Raw genomic sequence first — 20593 nt, forward strand, 5'->3', positions numbered from 1 at the left:
ACGCGAGTAGGTTAGTTTTAGGCTTTGGGCAGATCCATTCGATAACCAGCCCCCGGCGCCCCTTCATGCATCGCCGCCTGAATGTCCGCATACAATGCGTTCGCCTCAGCAGTAGTGATCGATCGCGAACAATCGCGCAGCACTACGCGCAGAAGCACATTCTCCTGACCCGGCAGCAGTCCTAACCGTTCAATCGCCTGCGCGGGTAAATCCAAGAACGTCCAACGACCCTTGATCTGCATCTCCTCGATCCAGTCAGAACAGTTCCCCGCCGCCTGCAACATTCTCTCGGTCAACACCTCTTCGCTCAATCCGGGCGTAACGGCCAACGAAATATCACGAGCAATTGACGGTAAACGTGACACTGGGGCCCACGGATTCAGATCATGCATCTGCGCCTGCACTCGCACGTTCTGATCTCGTAGCAAGCGAATATCCGGGATACCTTTGCGCAACATCGTCAGCCGATCCAGCCCCATCCCAAGCGCCAACCCTCCATGACGCAGCGGATCAATCTTCAAGCGCTCCAACAAAGACCTGGCTATACGGCCGCACTCCAGTACTTCAACCGGAGCACCGTCATTCACCACATTCACTTCGATTCCACCCTCCGTGTAGTGATGCGGACTGTCGCTGTAGACCCAGGATTTTTCAGGAACAGCGGACTTGAGGATGTCGCCGACCAGACGCAACAGTTGTTCATGCGTCGACAGTTCCGGATCACCCAAGACCCAGACATCCATCTGATGTGGCTCCGCGCAATGCCAACGATCCCGGCTATCACGACGAAAAGTTATGCCCGGCGCGGCCAGCAAGATCGTTTGCCCCTTTTGCCGCACCTGAGCCGCTCGCTGGAGCGCTGCCGGAATCTGGCTGGTGGTTTGTGTTCTCAATAGCGAGTACTCGTCGACCCAACGGGTGTGCTCACTCCCTAGCGTGACCTCTGCCGGGTCATAGCCGAGTAATCCGTAATTTTCCTCGGCGGAGACAATTCGCGGCCCCGTTTGCAGTTGAGCCTGAGGCCAACCTTTTTCGGCAAGTCCTTGGAGTATTTCAGTTAGCAGAAGCCGGACGGAATGGTCGGGATTGTTTGATTCGGTTAGATCAACCATTAACAGGGCTTGTTCCAGAACGCTGTCCGTAACGGTTTTCCTTGAAGACGTTTCCATGCTGTTTCTCTCAAAATTGAGTCCTTGCCGACAAGGTACACAGCCGTTGGTGTGTATAGCCGACGAACAGGAAAAATCAGAAGGAGCTGACAGCACAGTCTTACTTCAAGGACGTGCAAACCCTGGATGAGTTGATGTGTAGATATCGGCTCACTTGAGACCGAGGTGATGCCATCGCGAGCAGGCTCACTCCCACAGTTGACCGAGTTGTCCGGGCGGACGCGGTTTAATGTGGGAGTGAGCCTGCTCGCGATGAACGATGACGCGGTCTCAGCGTATTACTTGGGCACTTCGACGTTATCCATCATCCGGTTCACCGCCAGTTCCGCTTGCATGATGATCTGTTGGATCCCCAGCGCCGTATGCCGATGCGGTCCTTCCAGGTAGGCCGCGAAATCGGCAGTCATGACGCTGGCCGAGGCCAGTGATTCGCAGGTGTGTGCCAGCAGGTCTTCGTCTTTGATGTCCGGTGCGATCATGAACATGGTGCTCGGTTTTCGGACGACCGGGATTTTGAGAGCGGCGGGGTTGAGGTAATGGTCGAGGGCGCGTTCGGCGGCTTCGTGGAGCTTCTTTGAATCGAGTGATTCGTAGGGGGATGCCGGATCGGTGTCTGGCGGGTTTGGCGTTACTTTGCACATATTTATACTTTCCTGATTGGGCAGCCACGCCTCGCTACTAATACGAAGGGTGGCGGCTGTACGCAGGTTAGTAGACCGGGGAAAGTAGAGAAAGCCGGCGCGCCCGAGGGCGCCCTACGCACAGCCACCATCAGATACAGGCATGGAAATACCTGTCTGACAGACGCCTGTCGCATTCTACAAACCTCGGGCTACTAAACCCGATCACTGGGAATCAGTGACGGGGACCAAGTTACCGAGGGGGTCAAAAGCGCACAAGCCGGCGGATTCTGGCGTAGTCGTAGGCAATGGCGCAAGGCGCTGTAGCTTTCAGGAAGTAACCTTAAACGCCTTTAAACATGCACTCCAAACAGGCAGCAGGTTCACTCCCACAGTTGACCAAGTTGTCCGGACGAACGCTGTTGCCGGTGATGTCACCAGAAGCAGTAAACCAGGGCCACGGCAGCGGCAATACCAAACGCTCCCAACGCCTTTGCGGGCAAGTATCCGGTCAATCGTTGCAAGGAGGCGTCCGACAGCACTGCTTGGTCATCGCGGTGGCGCATGGTCGCCCGGTAGGTGAATCGAAAGCCAATCAACAAAAACAGCAAGATCACGCCAAAGGCTAAACCGCGAGTGATCGCCGGCTTGATCAAAGGCGCAGGGGTATCTTCCAGGCAAGCGGCGCTGTCAACTTCCACCACGGTGATTCGCCCGAAATCGGTGGCGGGTCGCCGCTCACCTTTAAGGATCGACGCCTGCTGTTCCAGATCCAGCGCCTGATATTTCCAGAGCGTTGATGACCCTTCACGGCAGTAGGTGAACGCTGCAGGGTTGGAGGCGGCGATAATACATGCGTCATTGATGCCGATTTTTTTCAGGGTCTCGACAGCCGGTCGTGTGAAGTCCAGGTCGAGGACAGGAATAATCCCGGTAGCAGACGTCGCCGTCGAAACCAACAGGCTCCCAGTAGCGCAGAGGGCTGAAATTTTCAAGGTTGAATGCCCCTTGTTTTGCACTATTTTTTTGTTGTTGTTTGAGCGCGGCTGCAACCTGCCTGCCGAAGTCTAGAATTCTAGTTGAACCTCGACGACCTATGACCAATCGACCCTCAATATCGGCAGAAAAAAACCTGACTCCCGGCCATGCGAACGCCTGCGACTACTTTCAGAGTGCATGGATGACGATTGAGAAATTCAACGAAGACCTGCGCCAGGCCCGCCTGGAACTGACCGCCGCAACGGCTGCGGTCATGAAACTGGTTCGTTCGGGCAAGGCGTTCGGGGATGAATGGGACGCGGCGATCGCGCGCGAGCGCAAAGCCTTTCGGAAAATGCTTTGGGTGCTGGATAGCGCCTTGGCTCCCCGGGTAGTTGTGGGATCTGGTCTGGCGGTTGGATCAGTGTTTGCGCAGCCACTCGATAAACAGCGCAAACAACTCCGACTGTGAACCGATTTCCAACTTCAGGTATAGATTCTTACGGTGCATGCGCACCGTCTCCGGCGAGATGCTCATCTGGCTGGCCGTGGATTTCACGGAGTGCCCGCGCAGCACCATGTGCGCCACTTCCCGCTCACGCTCAGTCAGCAAGTCGCAGCCGAACTGCTCGAAGGCGGACTGCACGCGTTGCTTGAGATCATCACGCACACCCTCGTTGACGGCGCTGAGCTGCAAGCCCCGGCGTCCAAACTCGTTGATGAATTCGCGCACCAGCGGCTCAACCGCTCGCAGCAGATTCAGCTGTTCAAGCCGCAGACTTTCCCCGCCGAAGCCTTGAAAGAGGCTCACCGACACCTGGGTGTCATGGCCGGTATCGACAATGTAAAAACTGTCTTCCGAACTCCCGGCCTTCAAGTAATAAGTCTTGTAGTACTCGCTGTCGAAGAAGTTGTCCGGGGCAATGTCCTCCAGGTGATAAAACCCTTCGGCCAGCCCCTGCTCCACCGCCAGGCAAAACGGGTCGAGCAGGTAGCCCCCGGAAAAATAGCGGTCGATGATCGACTCCCGGTATTTTTCCGGAATGCCGCGCTGATACAACAATTGTGGCGGGCGGTCCTTGTGTTCCAGGCTGATCATCACCGATTCGATGGACACCAGATGCCCGAAGGCCGACGCCAGGAAGCTCAGCGCATCGGGCTCATCGATATGGGCGAAGGCTTGGCCCAGGTCGCCGTGCCATTTACGCAAGGCGCCGAAGGACATGGCGATCAATGTGTCATCGTTGGGTTTGCTCATGCCCCGCAGTCTAGCGGGTGAACCGGCCCCGGGTAACCGCAGATTCGCCGACCTCATTGGCCGAAATACAGGCCGTTCTGCTCAAGTTCGCCCGCCACCTCAAGAATGCACACCCGCAGGGTCTCGACGATTTCATCCACCTGGGCGCACGACAGGATCAGCGGCGGCGACATGACATTGAGGTGCATGATTGGCCGTACCAGCAGCCCTCGGGCCTGCGCCCGGGAGTGAATCATTTCGCCAATGTTGATCTCGTCGGCGAACAACGCCTTGGTGCGTTTATCGGCCACGAATTCCACGCAGGCCATGAATTTCTGGCAGCGCACATCGCCCACCAGCGGCAAGTCGCTGAGTGTGGCCAGACGCTGTTCCAGATACGCGCCGACGACGTCGACATGTTCCAGCAGGTTTTCCCGCTCAATGATTTCAATGTTCTTCAACGCCGCCGTGCAGCAGACCGGGTGGCCGCTGTAGGTGAAACCGTGGGTGAAGCAACGGCCCTTGCCAGGCTCGGCGATCACCTTCCAGATGCGCTCGGAAAAAATGCACGCACCCAACGGCAGATAGGCCGATGTCAGTCCCTTGGCGGTGGTGATGATGTCCGGCTGGACATCGAACACATCCAGGGAGGCAAAGAACTTGCCCAGGCGCCCGAACGACGTCACCACCTCGTCGGCGACAAACAGAATGTCGTAGTGCTGGCAGACTTCCCACATGCGCTTCAGGTAACCCTTGGGCGGAATGATAACGCCGCCGGAGCCCATGATCGGCTCGGCAAAAAAGCCCGCGACCTTGTCCGCGCCGATGGACAGAATCTTGTCTTCGAACTCCTTGATCAGAAACTCGAGAAACTGCGCCTCGTCCATGCCGTCCGGCGCCCGGTAAGGATTGGGGTTGGAGACGTGGTGAATCTTGTCGTTGGCGTAATCGAATTCCGGCACGCGGTCGGCGGGCTTGTTGCCGATCGACATGGTCAGGGTGGTGGAGCCGTGATACGCGTTGAAACGGGCAATGACGTGCTTCTTTTCCGGTTTGCCACGGCAGTTCTGATAGTACTGAATCAACCGGTAAGCGGTGTCCACGGCGGTGGAGCCGCCGGTGGTCAGGAACACGTGATCGAGGTCGCCGGGGGCCAGGCTGGCGAGTTTCTCGCACAACTGGATGGCGACGTTGTTGGACATGTCGGAAAACGGGTTCGAGTACGCCAGTTGACGGACCTGGTCGGCAATCGCCAGTGCCATTTCCTCCCGGCCCAAGCCAATGTTCGTGCACCACATGCCGCCGACCGCATCGAGAAAACGGTTGCCCTGGGTGTCGTAGATGTAGGCGCCGTCACCGGCAACGATATTCAGCGCGCCCTGTTCGGCGTGTTCGTCGAACATGTGATAGCCGTGCATGTAGTGCGCTTTATCGGCTTTGACCAAATGAGCGTTATCGACGCTCGACAGCACTTTCTGAGTTGGAGTAGCCATACAAAAACCTCAAACCAAAGGGGTAAACGATCAAATCCCGCTCTTCACCGTGCTCCAGACGCGGGTCATGGCACGCATTTCTTTCGCATCCTGGGTTTTCTGCGGAAACAGGCGCTGGCGGGTTTCGTCATCGGGATAAATCGCCGGGTTGTTGCGCACATCGGCGTGCACTAACGGTGTGGCCGCCGCGTTGCTGTTGGCGTAGTGAATAAAGTCCGTCACGTCGGCCATGACTTGTGGCTGCATCAAGTAATCGAGGAACTTGTGGGCGTTGGCCACGTGGGGCGCATCGGCGGGGATGTACAGGTTATCGAACCAGATCAGCGAACCTTCCTTGGGAATGAAATAGGCCAGCTTGATTTTCAATTTGGCTTCTTCGGCGCGGGCCATGGCGGTCGCGTAGTCGCCGGACCAGGTCATGGCCATGCACACATCGCCATTGGGCAGGCTGGTCAGGTAGTTGACCGAGTCGAACTTGCGGATGTACGGCCTGACCGACAGCAGCAGATCCTGGGCGGCCTTGAGGTCCTCGGGCGCGGCGCTTCGCGGATCTCGCCCCAGGTACTTCAGGGCCAGTGGAATGACTTCAGTGGGCGCATCGACCAGGGTCACGCCGCAATCGGCGAAGCGCGAGACGATTTTCGGGTCGAAGATCATCGCCAAGGAGCCAATCGGCGCGTCCGGCATGCGCTCCCTGATTTTGTCGACGTTGTACGTGATGCCATTGCTGCCCCAGGTATAGGGCGCCGAGTACAGCGTGCCGGCATCAAACCCCTGCAAGTCCTGCAGGACTTTCGGGTCCAGGTTGGCCCAGCCCGGCAGCAACTTTTTATCGAGCGGCTGGAATACTTTGGCTTTGATCAGCGGTGGCGCGAGGGAGGCGTTCAACACCACCAGGTCATAACCGGAGTGGCCGGTGAGCAACTTGGCCTGAACCGTTTCATAGGCATCAAAGGTGTCGTAGATCACCCGGATGCCGGTGGCTTTCTGAAAGTCGGCAATGGTTTTTTCGCCGATGTAATCCGCCCAGTTATACAGCCGCAGCGTATGGCTATCGTCCACTTCGGCGCCGTGGACGCCTGCCGACAGCGGCACAATCAACGCACCAAGCATCACCAAGAAGGCCTTGCGCATAGCAAATTCACCTTATCAAGCGAGTTCCGATCTGGATGAGCGGATGAAGCCACTATTGGTCGATTCAGCCAACTGCGCCATACCCCGAATGGGTGTGTGAGCCTTGCGACGGCCATACATGGCAAAAAGCAGCAGTTTCGTTGACGGGTTTTGTCATAGATCCAGTGCCGGTCCCGCGCTTAGAGTGCCGCTCATAGCGATCACCCAGGGCACGTACATGAGCGACCTGATCAAACAAGAACGAAACGAAGGTGTCCTGACGCTCACCTTTGACCGCCCCGACAAGCTCAACGCGCTGAATAACCGCATGTACACGCAGTTGGCCGACCTGTTGCTGGCCGCTGATGAAGACGCTGAAATCGGCGTGATCATTGTCACCGGTGGCGACACGTGCTTTACCAGTGGCAACGACCTGGCGGATTTTCTCCAGCATCCGCCGACCGATCTGGACAGCCCGGCGTTTCGCCTGATGCGCGTGGTCATCCACCTGCAAAAACCGTTGATCGCGGCGGTCTGCGGAGCGGCCATCGGGATCGGCACCACCCTGCTGCTGCATTGCGATCAGGTGCTGGTCACGCGCAATGCCCGGTTGCGCATGCCGTTCGTTAACCTGGGACTGTGCCCGGAGTTCGGCGCAAGCCTGCTGCTGCCGCGCCTGCTCGGTCATGCCCGGGCGGCGCGTTTGCTGCTGTGGGGCGACAGCCTGGACGGCGGCGCCGCCGTCGCGTGTGGATTGGCCAACGAACTGTTCGACGACGGACCACAGTGCCTGGCGGCCGCCGAGCATATGGCTCGTCGACTGCTGGCACTCCCCCGGGAAGCCCTGCGTCAGACCCGGCAACTGCTCAAGCAGACATCAATGCCGGAACTGCAAGCCACCATTCGCCAGGAGAACTTGCTGTTTATCAAGCGCCTGACCACCCCTGAAGCGCAGGCAGCATTGAACGCACTGGTTAATCGCAGCACTGAAAAGAACCCATCCACAGGAAAGCCTTCATGAACACCCCAGACGTATTTGTTGTCAGCGCCGCACGCACCGCCATCGGCACCTTTGGTGGCTCGCTCAAAGAGGTTCCGCTGGCCGATCTGGCGACCACGGCCGTCAAGGCTGCCCTGGAGCGCTCCGGCGTAGACCCGGCGCAGATCGGCCATCTGGTGATGGGCAACGTGATCCCGACCGAAACCCGCGACGCATACATTTCCCGGGTGGCCGCGATGAACGCCGGCATCCCCAAGGAAACCCCCGCCTACAACGTCAATCGCCTCTGCGGTTCCGGCCTGCAAGCCATCATCAGCGCAGCCCAGACCTTGCTGCTGGGCGACGCCGAGATTGCCATCGGCGCCGGTGCCGAGTCCATGAGCCGCGGTCCGTACCTGATGCCGTCCGCCCGTTGGGGCGCGCGCATGGGTAACGTCCAGGCCATCGACTACATGCTGGGCATCCTGCACGACCCGTTCCATGGCATCCACATGGGCATCACCGCCGAGAACGTCGCCGCGCGCAACGGCATCACCCGTGACATGCAGGACGCCCTGGCCCTGGAAGATCAAAAACGCGCCGCGTTCGCGATCGCCAATGGCTATTTCAGTGAGCAGATCGCCGCAGTCGAGATCCGGGGTCGCAAGGAAACGACGCTGTTCAGCATCGACGAACACCCCCGTTCCACCTCCCTGGAACAGTTGGCGCAGATGAAGCCGGCGTTCAAGAAGGATGGTTCGGTGACGGCGGGCAATGCCTCGGGCCTGAACGACGGTGCCGCCGCACTGGTCATGGCCACCGGCAATGCGGTTCAGGTCAACAACCTGCGCCCGCTCGCCCGTCTGGTCAGCTATGCCCACGCCGGCGTTGAACCGGAATTGATGGGCCTGGGCCCGATTCCCGCCACGCGCCTGGCGCTCAAACGCGCAGGTCTGACGGTGGCTGACCTGGACGTGATCGAAGCCAACATCGCCTTCGCCGCACAGGCCTGTGCCGTCAGCCAGGAACTGGAACTCGACCCGGCCAAGGTCAACCCGAACGGCTCGGGTATTTCCCTCGGTCACCCGGTGGGCGCGACCGGGGCGATGATTGCGACCAAAGCCATCCACGAATTGCAGCGCATTAATGGGCGATATGCGCTGGTGACCATGTGCATTGGTGGTGGGCAGGGGATTGCGGCGATTTTTGAGCGGGTTTGATTGTCAGAACGACAGTGATTGAGTGTGGGAGCGAGCCTGCTCGCTCCCACAGGGGCTTGCGTTTAGATGTTTTTTTCGTCAATCCCGGCCTGTAGCGACTGGCTGTCGTAATGACCCCCAAGGGTGACAGGACCGAGTTTGACGCTGTGCTCACCTGGGGTTGAAACGACCGGTTTACCGCCTTCACCTTCTGCCTTTTCAGGCAAATCCAGACCGGCATTGACCCCGTAATCACGGTTGCTCACGGTCGCCGTGCTGACCTTGGAACCACCCAAATCAACGCGACCTTCAGTGGACGATATCCGCGCACCGGTCAGTTGCGTTGCACCGCCTACTTTCAGGTTCACACCTTCGGAGCCGCTGATACCAGAAGCCTGGCCGACGCTGTCCTTATGCGCGTAACCGCCCTCCAGTTTCAATGTCGGCTTGTAGTCGGTCCCGCCCAGCCCGGTGCTCTCGGCGACTTGGTCTTTGTCGGCCGGTGCAGCCTTCTTGCCTGTCAGGCCGAGGTCAACATCAAGCTTGAAGCGGGTCTGGCTGTCCTGGCGACTTTCCACGTTCAGGTCACCGCCGACCTTGCCGCTGACGGTCGTCGCCTCAATCCGCACACCCGCTAGATGAGTATCACCCGCACTGTTCAGCACCACGTTGTCAGCCTTGATGTGGCTGTTCTGCTGGGTCGTGCCTTGTTGGTAATCCACGCCGACCTTGGCTCCGGCATTAAAGCCGTGATCGCTCGTGGCGACGTTCTTTTCATCCGCGACGACCGGCGTGCTGTTGCTCAGATTACCGCCGGCATTCAGTGCCACGTTCCAGTTTGTGCGGTTCTGTGTGGACTCGGCCGACTCCTGGAGGATGCCGCCGCGCTGCGCATCGAGGCTGACGCTCGGCGCGTTGACCTGGGTGCCTTGCAGGTGGATCGCGTTACCGTTGAGGGCGATGTTGCCCTGGCTGTTGAGCTGGCCACCGGTCAAAGTCCGGGTCGTTTCATTGACCCGACCGATGTTGAAATTGCCGCTCACGTTGCCGCCCTGGTCAGCACTTTTCTCCGTGCTGGTTTTGCTGCCGCCCACCTTGAGGCCGCCGCCGAGGTTGCTCCCGGTTGCGGTGTGGGTATCGGTTGCCGCTTGCAGATCGAGTTTGCCGCCAGCCTTAAGGTCAATGCCGCCGAGCGTGTCGACCTTCGTCCCTTGCAGAATCTGATCGCCACCGCTGCTCAACAGCACCGGACCTTTGCCCTGAATACTCGCCACCTGAGCCTGGCTGTCCTGAGTCTGTTTGCCCGTGTGATCAAGCTGGAAACCGGCACCCAGATCGACATTAGTGCCGTTGGTGCCCGGCGCAGTGCCGACGCTCAACGAGCCGTTGCCGCGCAGGCTGGAGGTGTCGCTGCTCTGGCGGTCAGTGGCCTGATTCAGCGCCAGTTCACCGCCGGTCTTGATCGCAACACCGCCCTGCCCGCCATCGAAATGGCTGCCTTCGAACTGGCCATCGCCACGCAGGTTGATGGTCACCCCTTCGCTGCCGACATAGCTGCCGACTACAGCGGTGGACGTGTCCTTGCGCGTCTGGCTGCTGCCGCCCGCGCCGTTGCCGGCGACGTTCACGTCCTCACCGGTCTTGGTGTAGACCCGCACGTCAGCCTTGGCGTCCAGCGCCTGATCGGTGCTGCTGTGGGTGTTACTCGCGGCGGTTGCCACCAAGGTCTCGGCGTTGATGTTGACCTTGCCCGCGCTCGCCTGGTACTGAGTGCCCTGGTCCTGCAACGTCCCGGCCACCTTCACGTCCACGTTGCCGCCCTTGAACTGGCTGACCACGGCGGTGCTGGTTTGCTCGGTGTGGCTGGCGTTCTGATGACCGATCGCAACGTCGATGCCGACGTTGGGTTGACCGAGGTTGGCCAGCGCATCCTTGTCCGGCACCTTGCCGGCCAGTACGTCCTTGACCGCTCCGGCGATCGGCCGGGCGATGTCCTTGTACTCGACGTTGGCGCCGATGTCCGCCGACCAGTTGCTGTCTTTATGGGTGCTGCTGTCGGTGTTGTTGGCGGCGCGGTTGTCGACTTCTGCCGCAGCGACATTCAGGCCTTTGCCGGCATCCAGACGCGCGCCTTCGGTGGTGAGTGTGCCGGTGTTGATGTTCAGATTGCCGCTGCTCTGCACGCCGGTGGTTTGCGCAGTGGTTTTGCCCGTGGTGTCTTGCGAGGTGGTGTGCGCGAAATCGATGCCACTGCCGGCGCGGTCCAGACCGCCGGTGTAGTAGAAGCCACCGCCGGTGCTGGTTTTATCGGTCGAGGTGTTGTGGCTGTCCTGCTCGGCCAGTAGCGAGACGTTTTTACCGGTCAGCGTCGCATCGCCGTGGGTGGCGTTGACCTCGGCGCCTTTGAGCGTCAAGTCGCCACCCGCCGCCAGTTGCACAGTGCCGCCGCTGAGGCTTGAGCCCTGCTGCTTGATGTCGTCGCCGGTCACGGTTTGCTGCTTGTCTTCGTAATGCACACCGGCACGATACTGCCCGGCGTCCGGGCCGTTTTCTCTGGCGTAGGCATCGAAGCCGCGCGTCTCGGTGGTCGTGCTGCTGTCGCGAGTGTCTTGCGCGGAATGCACCTTCACATCCCCCGCTGCTTGCGCGCTCAGGGTGCCGCCGGCCTTGACCGTGGAGCCGGCCACCTCAATGTCCTTGGCGCTCTTGAGCGTAAGGTTGCTGTCCGACGTCAGCTCGCTGCGCACCGTGCTGCTGTCCTTGGCGTTCTGCCGGGTTTCGTCCTTGGTGATGCCGAAAAACTTGCTGTCCTTGTCGTGGCTGTTGGTGTGAGAGGTGTCCTGCACGCCATCGATCACCAGCGAACCCTTGTCGCTGATGACGCTGGATTCGGTGCCGCCGCGCACCTGGCTGCCGCTGATCCGCACGTCGTCCGCCTTGACGATCAGCTTGCCGGCCGCGTTGATTTTGCTGCCCTGGTTCTGGGTCTTGCCTTGATCGGCGTCGCCGGTCTTGCCAAAGAAACCACCGCCCACCAGATCGCCCGAGTAACGGTTGTCGCTGGTGCGCTGAGTGCGGCTGGCGCTGGTGATTTCCACCTGTTTGCCCGCGAGGTGGATGTCAGCGGCGCTGCTCAACTCAGCCCCTTCGGAACGCAACAACGCGGCGGTTTGCAGGGCGATGTTGCCGCCCTTCAAGTGGCTGGTGATGCTGCGCTGCTCTTCACTGCTGGTGTTCCAATCGGCTTTCCACAAGTGTTTGCGGTGGTTGCCCTGATCGGTCTGGGTGTGGCTTTCGGTGGCGGCGTTCAGGCGTAAATCGCCGCCGCTTTGCACGCTCAGATTGTTCGCCGCTTCGACCTTGGCCGCTTTCAGCTCGGTGTCGCCAGCGGACGACAATTTCGCATCTCGGCTGGCGAGAATCTGGCTGCCGTGCTGGCGTGAGTCGCTGTCGGTCTGCGTGCGGTCGTAGGTTTCCCAGGTGATGCCGATGGTGCTGTTGTTCCAGTTTTCGCGCTTCTCCTGGAGACGGCGACTTTCGACGGTGGTCAGGGTCAGGTTGCGTCCGGCGTCGAGTTTGACGTCGCGACCGCTGACGTCAGCGGCGGCCAGGGTCAGGTCCTTGCCGCTGTGCAAGCCGACGTCACCCTGGCTGCTGCGAACGCCTGCCCGGACCACTTCGAGGCTGTCGGGAACGGCTTGGCCGCTGATGCTCAAATCGCCTGCCGAGCGAATCTGCACGCCCTCGCGACCCGCGACCTGTACCGGCCCGACCCGCACACCCGCGCCTTCGGCGGTGCTGACGATGTTGATGCGCCCGGCCTGCATGGCACCAAACAGGCTGGCGTCGATGCGTTGATCGGTGGTGTTGCCGGCCGGGTCCACGGTTTTCACTTGGCCCGAGGCGTAATCCACCTGATTGCGGCCGACGGTGAGGTTCAGTTGATCCCGAGCGTTGAGGCTGCCCTGGCTGTCGATGCGCGGGGCGATCAGGTTGATCGAGCCCTCACGGTTTTGCAGGCCCGCGCCCTGAATCTGCAACGTCCCGGTGGCCTCACGGGTGCTCAGGGCTTGCAGCTTGCCATTGTTCAATTCGGGACGGCCGACCACCAGATTGGCGTTCGGTGTGTTGATGAAACTGCCGCCGTTCACCGAGATGCCGTTGGGGTTGGCCAACACATAATCGGCGGCGCGGCCGAAGATTTCCTGGGCACCGTTGATGGCCGACGCGTTGCGGCTGACCACTTCGTTGAGGATCACGCTCGCGGCCTGGCCCTGGAGCTGCGGGTTGGCGGCCAGTTGCCCGGCGAGCTGGGACTGCCCGGCCTGCAAGGCGTTGTTCAACACCAGGCCCTGTCGATCGACGTTGTAATCGAGGAACTGGTTATGCGACAGGCCCGAGCCATTGGGCGCAACGATGTTGACGATCGGCACGCCGCCCTGGGTTTGCAGTTGCGCGGTGCCGCCGGGGCCCGGCGCGACTACAACGCCACCCGCGAGGGCGTTTGGCAGATGGGCAATCAGGAACAGGCTGGCAATCGCCCAGCGCAGTTTTCCCCGAGGGGAAAGATGGAACGCAAATGTTTGTTCAGGCATAGGAACCTCTCAATAAAAGTGCGGCATCACGTTGCGCGTTGGGATGATTGCCGAGGCTGTCGCGCACAGGTCCGACGGCTGAGTGTGTGTCGGGTAAGTCGGTGGTCATATCTGCAACCCCACGCGCATCAGCCAGGTCTCTGGCTCATGCCTTAAACCGCTGGGGGTGTTGAGGCTGCGTTGGTAATCGACGTCCACTTGGAGGTTTTTCCAGCTCAGGTTGACCCCGGCGCTGGCCCCGCTCAAGCGTTGGCCCTCGGCGCCGTGGTCGGCCTTGACCCAGCCGTTGTCCAGCCCCAGGCGCGGGGTGACGCGCACCGGCCAATCGCTGCGCAGCGGCAGGCGCAAGGTGTTGCGCCAGATCGCGCCGCTGGCACCGGACGCACTGTTGACCCGGTAACCGCGCACGGCGGAATCGTCGGTGCCGAGCAGTTGTTCGATGGCCGGCAGCGGATCGGGGCTGTACTGCACGTTCAACTGGCTTTGCCACTGCCACGTCTGCTGACCGAACCGACCGTTGCGCCATTGGCTGAGGCCCGCGCGGTACTTGCGAAACTGCGCCTTGGGCTGATTGTTGACCTGGCGCTGGGCATCATCATCGGCACCGAACCAGCGCAGGCCCTGGGCGTAATTGACATCCAGGTTCCACACGGCGCTGTTGAGCCAGAACAGGTTCAAACCGGCTTCGGCCACGGTCAGGGTCGGGCTCTGGATGCCGAGGCGAATGTTCTCCAGATAACTGTCGACGTCTTTGTGGGCCAGTTGCAGGTTGGCGCTGAGCTGACGGCTTTGATCGCGCCACAACACCCGGTCCGCACGCACGCTGAACTGGTCGGTGATGCCGCTGCTGTGGAATTTCAGGGTGCTGAGTTTGAACGGTGCGCGGTATTCGGCATGGCTGGCGAATACGCTGTAGGTCCAGTAACCGTAGGGAATGGCGTAGTAAAGGCTGGCGTTGCGGCTGTAGCGATCACCGCGATTGAGGGTGTCGCTGACGCTCAGGTTGAGGGCGTCATTGAGCTCCAGCGGACTGTCGAGGCTCAGGCTCAGGGTGTCGCGATCACGCCCGGTGCTGGCGCTGCCGAGGTTGTCGACACCCAGGCCCAACGCCCATCGAGACTGGCCGCTGGTGCGCGAACGCAGGATGATCCGCGAGGCGCCGGGCTGCGTGCCGGGGGTGATGTCGGCCGTCAGGTCAAGCGAACGCAAGCGGTTCAACTGATCCAGACCTTGCTCAAGATCGCGCAGGTACAGCGGCTTGCCGAGCATTCCAGGGAAGGCGCCGCCAAGGGACACCGGCAGGCTCTGGTCGGCCAGTTCGATGGACTCGACGTAACCTTCATCGACCACGATATCCAGCGATTGCCCAGCGGCCGGAGCGCTGCGCAGGTAGGGCCGACTGGCGATGTACCCCGCGTCCACATACAGGCCGGTGATGGTCGCCAGCAGATGGTTGATCTGGCCGACACCCATGCACGACGACAGTTGCGGCTTGATCCGCTCGTTGAGGGTCTGGCTGCTGATCAGGGTGACGCCACCGACGCGCGTGCCACTTAGGGGCCAGCAGCGTTCATCGGCGGGCACACTGGCGGGGACGGCGGGCGCGACCGGCGCAGAACCAAAGCTGCCGCGCTCCAGTTGCCGACGGCGCTGGTCCAGTTGCAGTTGTTGCAGGTCGCGCTGTTGCTGTTGTTGCTGGCGCAGCACTTCCTGGCCTGGGGCGGAAGGCTCTGCCGCCTGGAGTGCAGAAGCACTCAGGCTCAACAACGAAGCCAACAACAGCGTGCAAGGCGAGGAACTACGACGAGGCACAACGCGAAACGAATACGGCACTCAACATCCCTGTCATCATCAAATGGCTTAATGCCATCCCATCAATGCGAGTGATAGTCAGATCGTTCCTACACAAATGCAAGACGTGTCCTACAACGCTTACATTTCTTAAACAATTGGTTTCCTTGCTGTTAACGCCACCAACAAAGACAACCCGCCGCACAGCAGCAACGTTTCCCCCAACGCCTGGCCCCAGGCCGCGAGCATCAACCCACCGCCGATCAGCAGGTAATACAGCAAACCAAACAGCGCACCGGCCGTGCCCAATCGATCGCCGTAGTGGGCCAAAGCTGAACCGAGGATGTTCGGGATCGCCATACCGAACCCCAGTACCACCAGCAGCATCGGCAGTACAAACAGCGCGCTTTCTTCCAGCAGCCATACGCCGCTGGCACCTATACACATCAGCGCACCCGCCAACTGGATCAGCTGCGGACCTCTCGCGCCGCGACGCAGCAATCGTTTGTTGAGCCACGCGCCGAGTCCGGAGCCCAGGGCCAGAATCACCCCACTGTAACCAAACCATTGCGCACTCAAACCCAGCCGCTGAAACAGGAACGGGCCGAGGCTGTAGTAGCTGAACAAGGCAATATTGAACAGCGCCACCAACAGCGTCGAGCGCCAGATATCGCGGTCTTGCAGCATTCTCCACAGCGTCTCGAACAGCGCGGGTGTCGTGACATTTTGCGGGCGGGTTTCCGGCAAGGTCCGCAGGCACCACAGCCACAACGCCGAGGACAACAGCAACAGGCCTCCCAGCACGCCTCGATAGCCGCACGCTTGCACCAGGCTCGCCCCGGTGAACAAGCCTATCGCGGGGCTGGCCGCCAGCGCGATGCCCATCACCGAAAACACCTGCGCCAGTTCTGCACCCTTGAAGCGGTCACGCAACAAGGTTTGCGTGACGACCGAACCCACCGCGGCACCAAACGCGGCCAGTGCCTGGGCCATCAGCAACGCATCGAATGTGCGGGCGTTCAGCGCCAGCACCGAGGCACCGGCATACAACGCCAGCCCGGTCAGCATCGAGGGGCGACGGCCCATGCGGTCGCACATCCGCCCCCACACCACCACGCCGAATGCAAATGCCAGGAAATACACCGACAGGGTTTGCGCCGCTTGTTGCGGGGAGACGGCAAAGGCCTGGCCGATATCCGCCAGTGCCGGGCTGTAAAGGGTTTGGGCGATCTGCGGGAACATCAGCAACGCAATCGCCAGAATCAACAGGCTTTTGGAATTCATCACGACTTCACTCTTCAAGAAAAACTGGCGAGCAGCTTAATGAGCGTTGACTGACGTATTATCCAAACCCTGACATTTAATCGTTGAAATCGGACAACCAATGGCCTGGATTGATGCACACACACGGTTCAATCCTGATCGTTACTCGGCGTCGGTGGTCGGCATCGCCGCGACCTTAGGCGATCACGATTCTGGACTGCATCGGCATCAGCGCGGGCAGTTGCTGTTCACCCGCCAGGGCTGCACGCGCATCACCCTCGCGCAGCAGTTGTGCCTGTTGCCGCCCTCCCGTGCGGCGTGGATTCCACCTGGGGTTGAACACCGCGCCGTGATGCAGCAGAGCGTCGACTACCGCTCCATCTACCTGACAGCGGATGTGTGCGCCGTACTGCCTCGGCAAGTCTGCGTAATTGAAGTCAGCCCGTTGTTGCGGGCGGTGCTGGAACCAATCGCCCTCGCCGACTTCGACACCGATTGGCAGCAGGGCAAATTCATTCACTTGCTGGGTCTTTGCCTGAGCGAAATCCGCGATGCGAAGCAGCAATCGATGCTGTTGCCTTTGCCGACGGACAAACGCCTGGCGCCACTCTTGGCAACGCCCGAGCACCTGCCGCCGGAACTTCAGGTGCTGGAAAAACAGATCGGTGCCAGCGGTCGCACCATCGGGCGAATCTTCCAGCGCGAAACCGGCATGAGTTATCAGCAATGGCGCCAACAGTGGCGGCTGATGCGCGCCATGGAGCTGCTCGCCACCGGACGCAGCATCAGCTACAGCGCATTCGAAACCGGGTTCGCCAGTGACAGCGCGTTTATCGCGTTCTTCAAGGACATGACTGGCATCACTCCCGGTAACTGGCTCAAGTAAGCACCTGACGACCGGAAGCAGAAATCATTTGCCACAAAATATTACATACGTCATATTACATGCGTAATAAAGACCCGCTTCCCATAGGTATTCACTCAATGACCAGCATGCCCAGCCTCGAACCCGACGTTGCTGTCCCGGTGAGCACACCCAAGCCTCCCCTGCTCAAACGGTTGATCCTGCTGACGGCGGCCATCGCTGCTCTGGTGTTTGCCGGGCTGTACGCGACGCATTGGTGGACGGCCGGGCGTTACATCGAAGAAACCGACGACGCCTATATCGGCGGCGACGTGACAGTGATCGGCCCGAAAGTCGCAGGGTATATCGAAGAAGTGCTGGTCACTGACAATCAGAAGGTCAAGGCCGGCGACGTGCTGATCCGCCTCGACTCCCGTGACTACCGCGCCAACCTGGCCAAGGCAGAAGGCGCGGTGGCCGCCGAAGAAGCGTTGCTGGCCAACCTCGACGCCACCGAACAACTGCAACACGCGGTGATCGGCCAGGCCCGCGCCGGCATCGATGCCGCCGGCGCCGAAACCGCACGCTCTCGGGACGACAATGCACGCTACAAAAAACTGGTCGGCAGCAATGCGGTCTCGGTGGAAAGCGCCCAACGCGCCGACGCCACGTTCAAGACGGCTCAGGCCCTCAGTTCGCGGGCCCAGGCCGAACTGCTGGCGGCGCAGCGGCAACTGAACGTGATCGCAACCCAGAAACAGCAGGCCCGTGCCGCGCTGATGCAGGCCCACGCCGAACGTGATCTGGCGCAACTGAACGTGGGTTACACCGAACTGAAGGCCCCGGTAGACGGCGTGATCGGCAATCGTCGGGCGCGGGTCGGCGCTTATGCCCAGGCGGGTTCGCAACTGCTGTCGGTGGTACCGTCCAGTGGTCTGTGGGTTGATGCCAACTTCAAGGAAGATCAACTGGCGCGCATGATTCCGGGGCAGCGGGTGGTCATTCATGCCGACGTGCTTTCCGGGCAGGAATTCCACGGCCATTTGGGCAGCCTCGCGCCGGCCAGTGGCTCACAGTTCAGCGTGCTGCCACCGGAAAACGCCACCGGCAACTTCACCAAAATCGTTCAGCGCGTGCCGGTAAGAATCATCCTTGATCCGGCCGATGGCGTGCTCGGTCACCTGCGTCCGGGCCTGTCGGTTACCGCCGAAGTGGACACCCGCAAAGAACCCGAATCCCCGGCCGTGGCCAGCGCGCCATGAGTCGCGCCCTCGCCGCCTCCGCGCAACCGTTCAATGCCGCGAACATGGCGACGGCGACCAAGGTCTTCGCCTTTGCCTCCATGTGTATCGGCATGTTCATCGCGCTGCTGGATATCCAGATCGTCTCCGCTTCGCTGCGCGACATCGGCGGCGGGCTCTCGGCGGGCACCGATGAAACGGCGTGGGTGCAAACCAGCTACCTGATCGCCGAGATCATCGTGATTCCGTTGTCGGGCTGGCTGTCGCGGGTGTTTTCGACGCGTTGGCTGTTTTGCGCTTCAGCGGTGGGTTTCACCCTGGCCAGCCTGCTCTGCGGCGCGGCCTGGAACATTCAGAGCATGATCGCCTTCCGTGCCCTGCAAGGCTTTCTCGGTGGCTCGATGATCCCACTGGTGTTCACCACCGCGTTCTTTTTCTTCACTGGCAAACAACGGGTGATCGCGGCCGCGACCATCGGCGCAGTGGCTTCGCTGGCACCGACCCTGGGCCCGGTGATCGGTGGCTGGATTACCGACATTTCCTCCTGGCACTGGCTGTTCTACATCAACCTGGTACCGGGGATTTTCGTCGCGGTGGCGGTGCCGATGCTGGTGAAAATCGACCAGCCGGAGCTGTCGCTGCTCAAGGGCGCCGACTACCTGAGCATGGTGTTCATGGCGCTGTTTCTCGGCTGCCTGGAATACACCCTCGAAGAAGGCCCGCGCTGGAACTGGTTCAGCGACAGCACAATATTGACCACGGCATGGATCAGTGGCCTGGCCGGCCTGGCGTTCATCGGCCGAACCTTGCAGGTGGCCAACCCGATCGTCGATTTGCGCGCCTTGAAGGATCGCAACTTCGCCCTTGGCTGTTTCTTCTCGTTCGTCACCGGGATCGGCCTGTTCGCGACCATTTACCTGACGCCGCTGTTCCTCGGCCGGGTGCGAGGCTACGGTGCGCTGGACATTGGTCTGGCGGTTTTCTCCACCGGGGTGTTCCAGATCATGGCGATTCCGCTGTACGCCTTTCTGGCCAATCGCATCGACCTGCGCTGGATCATGATGACCGGCCTTGGGCTGTTCGCGCTGTCGATGTGGGATTTCAGCCCGATCACCCATGACTGGGGGGCCAAAGAATTGATGCTGCCGCAAGCCTTGCGCGGAATCGCCCAGCAGCTGGCGGTGCCGCCGGCGGTGACACTGACCCTCGGCGGACTGGCGCCGGCACGGCTCAAACATGCCTCAGGGCTGTTCAACCTAATGCGAAACCTGGGGGGCGCCATCGGCATCGCCGTGTGTGCGACCATTCTCAACGACCGCACCAACCTGCACTTCACCCGGTTGGCCGAGCACCTGAACAGCAGCAACGAAGCCCTGAACCAATGGCTGTCCCAGGTCGGCAACAACTTCGCCGCCCTCGGCCAGAGCGGCGACGCCGGCGTCACCGCCAGCCTGCATCAACTCTGGCTGCTGACCTACCGCGAAGCCCAGACCCAGACCTACGGCGACGCCTTTCTGATGATCATGGTCTGCTTCATCATTGCCACGGCGATGGTGCCCTTGATGCGCAAGGTGCAACCACCGGCCGCGCCGTCAGCAGACGCTCACTGATTAGGCTTGAGGCATTTTGCGGAAACCCACCGCCAGGCGATTCCAGGCGTTGATGGTGGTAATGGCCACGGTCAGGTCGACCATTTCCTTGGGGCTGAACTCGGACACCGCCAGTTCGTAGTCCTCATCCGGCGCGTAAGTCTGGCTCAGCAGCGTCAGGGACTCGGTCCACGCCAGCGCCGCACGTTCACGCGGGGTGAAGAACGGCGTTTCACGCCAGGCCGACAATGTGTACAGACGGCGCTCGTCTTCACCGCCCTTGCGGGCATCGGCGCTGTGCATGTCCAGGCAGAAGGCGCAGCCGTTGATTTGCGAAGTGCGCAGCTTGACCAGTTCGATCAGGGTCTTTTCCAGCGGCAGCTTCGAAACAGCGGTTTCCAGCGCGATCATGGCTTTGAGGGCGTCTGGGGATGCGGTGTAGAAATCGATGCGAGGTTTCATGATGGGCTCCAGGAGCAAGT

The 20593-nt window shown here is 60.7% G+C and carries 16 protein-coding genes; 6 read left to right on the forward strand and 10 right to left on the reverse strand.

Annotation, left to right across the window (positions count from 1 at the left end; translation table 11 throughout):
• Positions 1-17 precede the first annotated feature (17 nt).
• From srmL to ACA075_RS20485, 3 genes are all read right to left on the reverse strand, one after another.
• The gene (gene srmL, locus ACA075_RS20475) at positions 18-1169 is read right to left on the reverse strand and encodes a PheS-related mystery ligase SrmL (RefSeq protein ID WP_497294967.1); all 1152 of its coding nucleotides are present in this window, start codon (positions 1167-1169) and stop codon (positions 18-20) included.
• 278 nt (positions 1170-1447) lie between these two features.
• Complete coding sequence (locus tag ACA075_RS20480) at positions 1448-1810, reverse strand: DUF6124 family protein (protein ID WP_497294968.1); 363 nt, start codon at positions 1808-1810, stop codon at positions 1448-1450.
• Between the two features lie 413 nt (positions 1811-2223).
• On the reverse strand, positions 2224-2784 hold the full coding sequence (locus tag ACA075_RS20485; RefSeq protein ID WP_497294970.1) for a hypothetical protein: 561 nt from the start codon (positions 2782-2784) through the stop codon (positions 2224-2226).
• Positions 2785-2885: 101 nt separating this feature from the next.
• Here ACA075_RS20485 and ACA075_RS20490 point away from each other — a divergent pair, with 101 nt between their 5' ends.
• On the forward strand, positions 2886-3239 hold the full coding sequence (locus ACA075_RS20490) for a hypothetical protein (RefSeq protein WP_497294972.1): 354 nt from the start codon (positions 2886-2888) through the stop codon (positions 3237-3239).
• Here ACA075_RS20490 and ACA075_RS20495 read toward each other — a convergent pair.
• From ACA075_RS20495 to ACA075_RS20505, 3 genes are read right to left on the reverse strand one after another with little or no spacing between them, the layout of a single operon-like run.
• The gene (locus ACA075_RS20495; RefSeq protein ID WP_497294974.1) at positions 3189-4082 is read right to left on the reverse strand and encodes a helix-turn-helix transcriptional regulator; all 894 of its coding nucleotides are present in this window, start codon (positions 4080-4082) and stop codon (positions 3189-3191) included. The two genes, ACA075_RS20490 and ACA075_RS20495, sit on opposite strands and share 51 nt — an antisense overlap.
• Positions 4079-5497, reverse strand: coding sequence for an aminotransferase (locus tag ACA075_RS20500; protein WP_497294976.1), 1419 nt, complete (start codon positions 5495-5497; stop codon positions 4079-4081). The genes ACA075_RS20495 and ACA075_RS20500 overlap by 4 nt, the downstream gene beginning before the upstream one ends.
• Positions 5498-5527: 30 nt before the next feature.
• Positions 5528-6631 carry a polyamine ABC transporter substrate-binding protein gene (locus ACA075_RS20505; RefSeq protein ID WP_094468227.1) on the reverse strand — a complete coding sequence of 368 codons (1104 nt, stop codon included), beginning with the start codon at positions 6629-6631 and terminating at the stop codon, positions 5528-5530.
• Positions 6632-6848: 217 nt separating this feature from the next.
• Between ACA075_RS20505 and ACA075_RS20510 the strand changes: the two genes are divergently transcribed.
• Positions 6849-7631 (forward strand): enoyl-CoA hydratase, encoded by a 783-nt coding sequence (locus ACA075_RS20510; protein ID WP_497294978.1) that lies wholly within the window; start codon positions 6849-6851, stop codon positions 7629-7631.
• On the forward strand, positions 7628-8809 hold the full coding sequence (locus tag ACA075_RS20515) for an acetyl-CoA C-acyltransferase family protein (protein ID WP_497294980.1): 1182 nt from the start codon (positions 7628-7630) through the stop codon (positions 8807-8809). The genes ACA075_RS20510 and ACA075_RS20515 overlap by 4 nt, the downstream gene beginning before the upstream one ends.
• 62 nt (positions 8810-8871) lie before the next feature.
• On the opposite strand, the gene ACA075_RS20520 is transcribed toward ACA075_RS20515, so the two are convergent.
• From ACA075_RS20520 to ACA075_RS20530, 3 genes are all read right to left on the reverse strand, one after another.
• Positions 8872-13383, reverse strand: a complete 4512-nt coding sequence (locus ACA075_RS20520) for a hemagglutinin repeat-containing protein (RefSeq protein ID WP_497294982.1) — start codon at positions 13381-13383, stop codon at positions 8872-8874.
• Positions 13384-13488: 105 nt separating this feature from the next.
• Positions 13489-15216, reverse strand: a complete 1728-nt coding sequence (locus tag ACA075_RS20525; protein ID WP_497294984.1) for a ShlB/FhaC/HecB family hemolysin secretion/activation protein — start codon at positions 15214-15216, stop codon at positions 13489-13491.
• A gap of 108 nt (positions 15217-15324) precedes the next feature.
• Positions 15325-16458, reverse strand: a complete 1134-nt coding sequence (locus tag ACA075_RS20530; protein WP_497299303.1) for an MFS transporter — start codon at positions 16456-16458, stop codon at positions 15325-15327.
• 100 nt (positions 16459-16558) lie between these two features.
• On the opposite strand from ACA075_RS20530, the gene ACA075_RS20535 reads away from it, so the two are divergent.
• The 3 genes from ACA075_RS20535 to ACA075_RS20545 all read left to right on the forward strand — a co-directional run bounded on the left by ACA075_RS20535 (position 16559) and on the right by ACA075_RS20545 (position 20132).
• The gene (locus tag ACA075_RS20535; RefSeq protein WP_497294985.1) at positions 16559-17323 is read left to right on the forward strand and encodes an AraC family transcriptional regulator; all 765 of its coding nucleotides are present in this window, start codon (positions 16559-16561) and stop codon (positions 17321-17323) included.
• 98 nt (positions 17324-17421) lie between these two features.
• Positions 17422-18543: an HlyD family secretion protein gene (locus tag ACA075_RS20540; protein WP_497294986.1), complete on the forward strand. Its 1122-nt coding sequence runs from the start codon at positions 17422-17424 to the stop codon at positions 18541-18543.
• Complete coding sequence (locus ACA075_RS20545; protein WP_497294988.1) at positions 18540-20132, forward strand: DHA2 family efflux MFS transporter permease subunit; 1593 nt, start codon at positions 18540-18542, stop codon at positions 20130-20132. Before ACA075_RS20540 ends, ACA075_RS20545 begins: the two co-directional genes overlap by 4 nt.
• On the opposite strand, the gene ACA075_RS20550 is transcribed toward ACA075_RS20545, so the two are convergent.
• Positions 20133-20573, reverse strand: a complete 441-nt coding sequence (locus ACA075_RS20550) for a carboxymuconolactone decarboxylase family protein (RefSeq protein WP_497294990.1) — start codon at positions 20571-20573, stop codon at positions 20133-20135. It lies immediately after the preceding gene.
• Positions 20574-20593 lie beyond the last annotated feature (20 nt).

Source organism: Pseudomonas sp. LBUM1663 (assembly GCF_059695905.1).

Bases quoted from the DNA above. Each gene is read 5' to 3' on its own strand.
- srmL (WP_497294967.1), bottom strand. From the start codon at position 1,169: ATGGAAACGTCTTCAAGGAAAACCGTTACGGACAGCGTTCTGGAACAA.
- ACA075_RS20480 (WP_497294968.1), bottom strand. From the start codon at position 1,810: ATGTGCAAAGTAACGCCAAACCCGCCAGACACCGATCCGGCATCCCCC.
- ACA075_RS20490 (WP_497294972.1), top strand. From the start codon at position 2,886: ATGACCAATCGACCCTCAATATCGGCAGAAAAAAACCTGACTCCCGGC.
- ACA075_RS20495 (WP_497294974.1), bottom strand. From the start codon at position 4,082: ATGAGGTCGGCGAATCTGCGGTTACCCGGGGCCGGTTCACCCGCTAGA.
- ACA075_RS20500 (WP_497294976.1), bottom strand. From the start codon at position 5,497: ATGGCTACTCCAACTCAGAAAGTGCTGTCGAGCGTCGATAACGCTCAT.
- ACA075_RS20505 (WP_094468227.1), bottom strand. From the start codon at position 6,631: ATGCGCAAGGCCTTCTTGGTGATGCTTGGTGCGTTGATTGTGCCGCTG.
- ACA075_RS20510 (WP_497294978.1), top strand. From the start codon at position 6,849: ATGAGCGACCTGATCAAACAAGAACGAAACGAAGGTGTCCTGACGCTC.
- ACA075_RS20515 (WP_497294980.1), top strand. From the start codon at position 7,628: ATGAACACCCCAGACGTATTTGTTGTCAGCGCCGCACGCACCGCCATC.
- ACA075_RS20520 (WP_497294982.1), bottom strand. From the start codon at position 13,383: ATGCCTGAACAAACATTTGCGTTCCATCTTTCCCCTCGGGGAAAACTG.
- ACA075_RS20530 (WP_497299303.1), bottom strand. From the start codon at position 16,458: ATGAATTCCAAAAGCCTGTTGATTCTGGCGATTGCGTTGCTGATGTTC.
- ACA075_RS20535 (WP_497294985.1), top strand. From the start codon at position 16,559: ATGGCCTGGATTGATGCACACACACGGTTCAATCCTGATCGTTACTCG.
- ACA075_RS20540 (WP_497294986.1), top strand. From the start codon at position 17,422: ATGACCAGCATGCCCAGCCTCGAACCCGACGTTGCTGTCCCGGTGAGC.
- ACA075_RS20545 (WP_497294988.1), top strand. From the start codon at position 18,540: ATGAGTCGCGCCCTCGCCGCCTCCGCGCAACCGTTCAATGCCGCGAAC.
- ACA075_RS20550 (WP_497294990.1), bottom strand. From the start codon at position 20,573: ATGAAACCTCGCATCGATTTCTACACCGCATCCCCAGACGCCCTCAAA.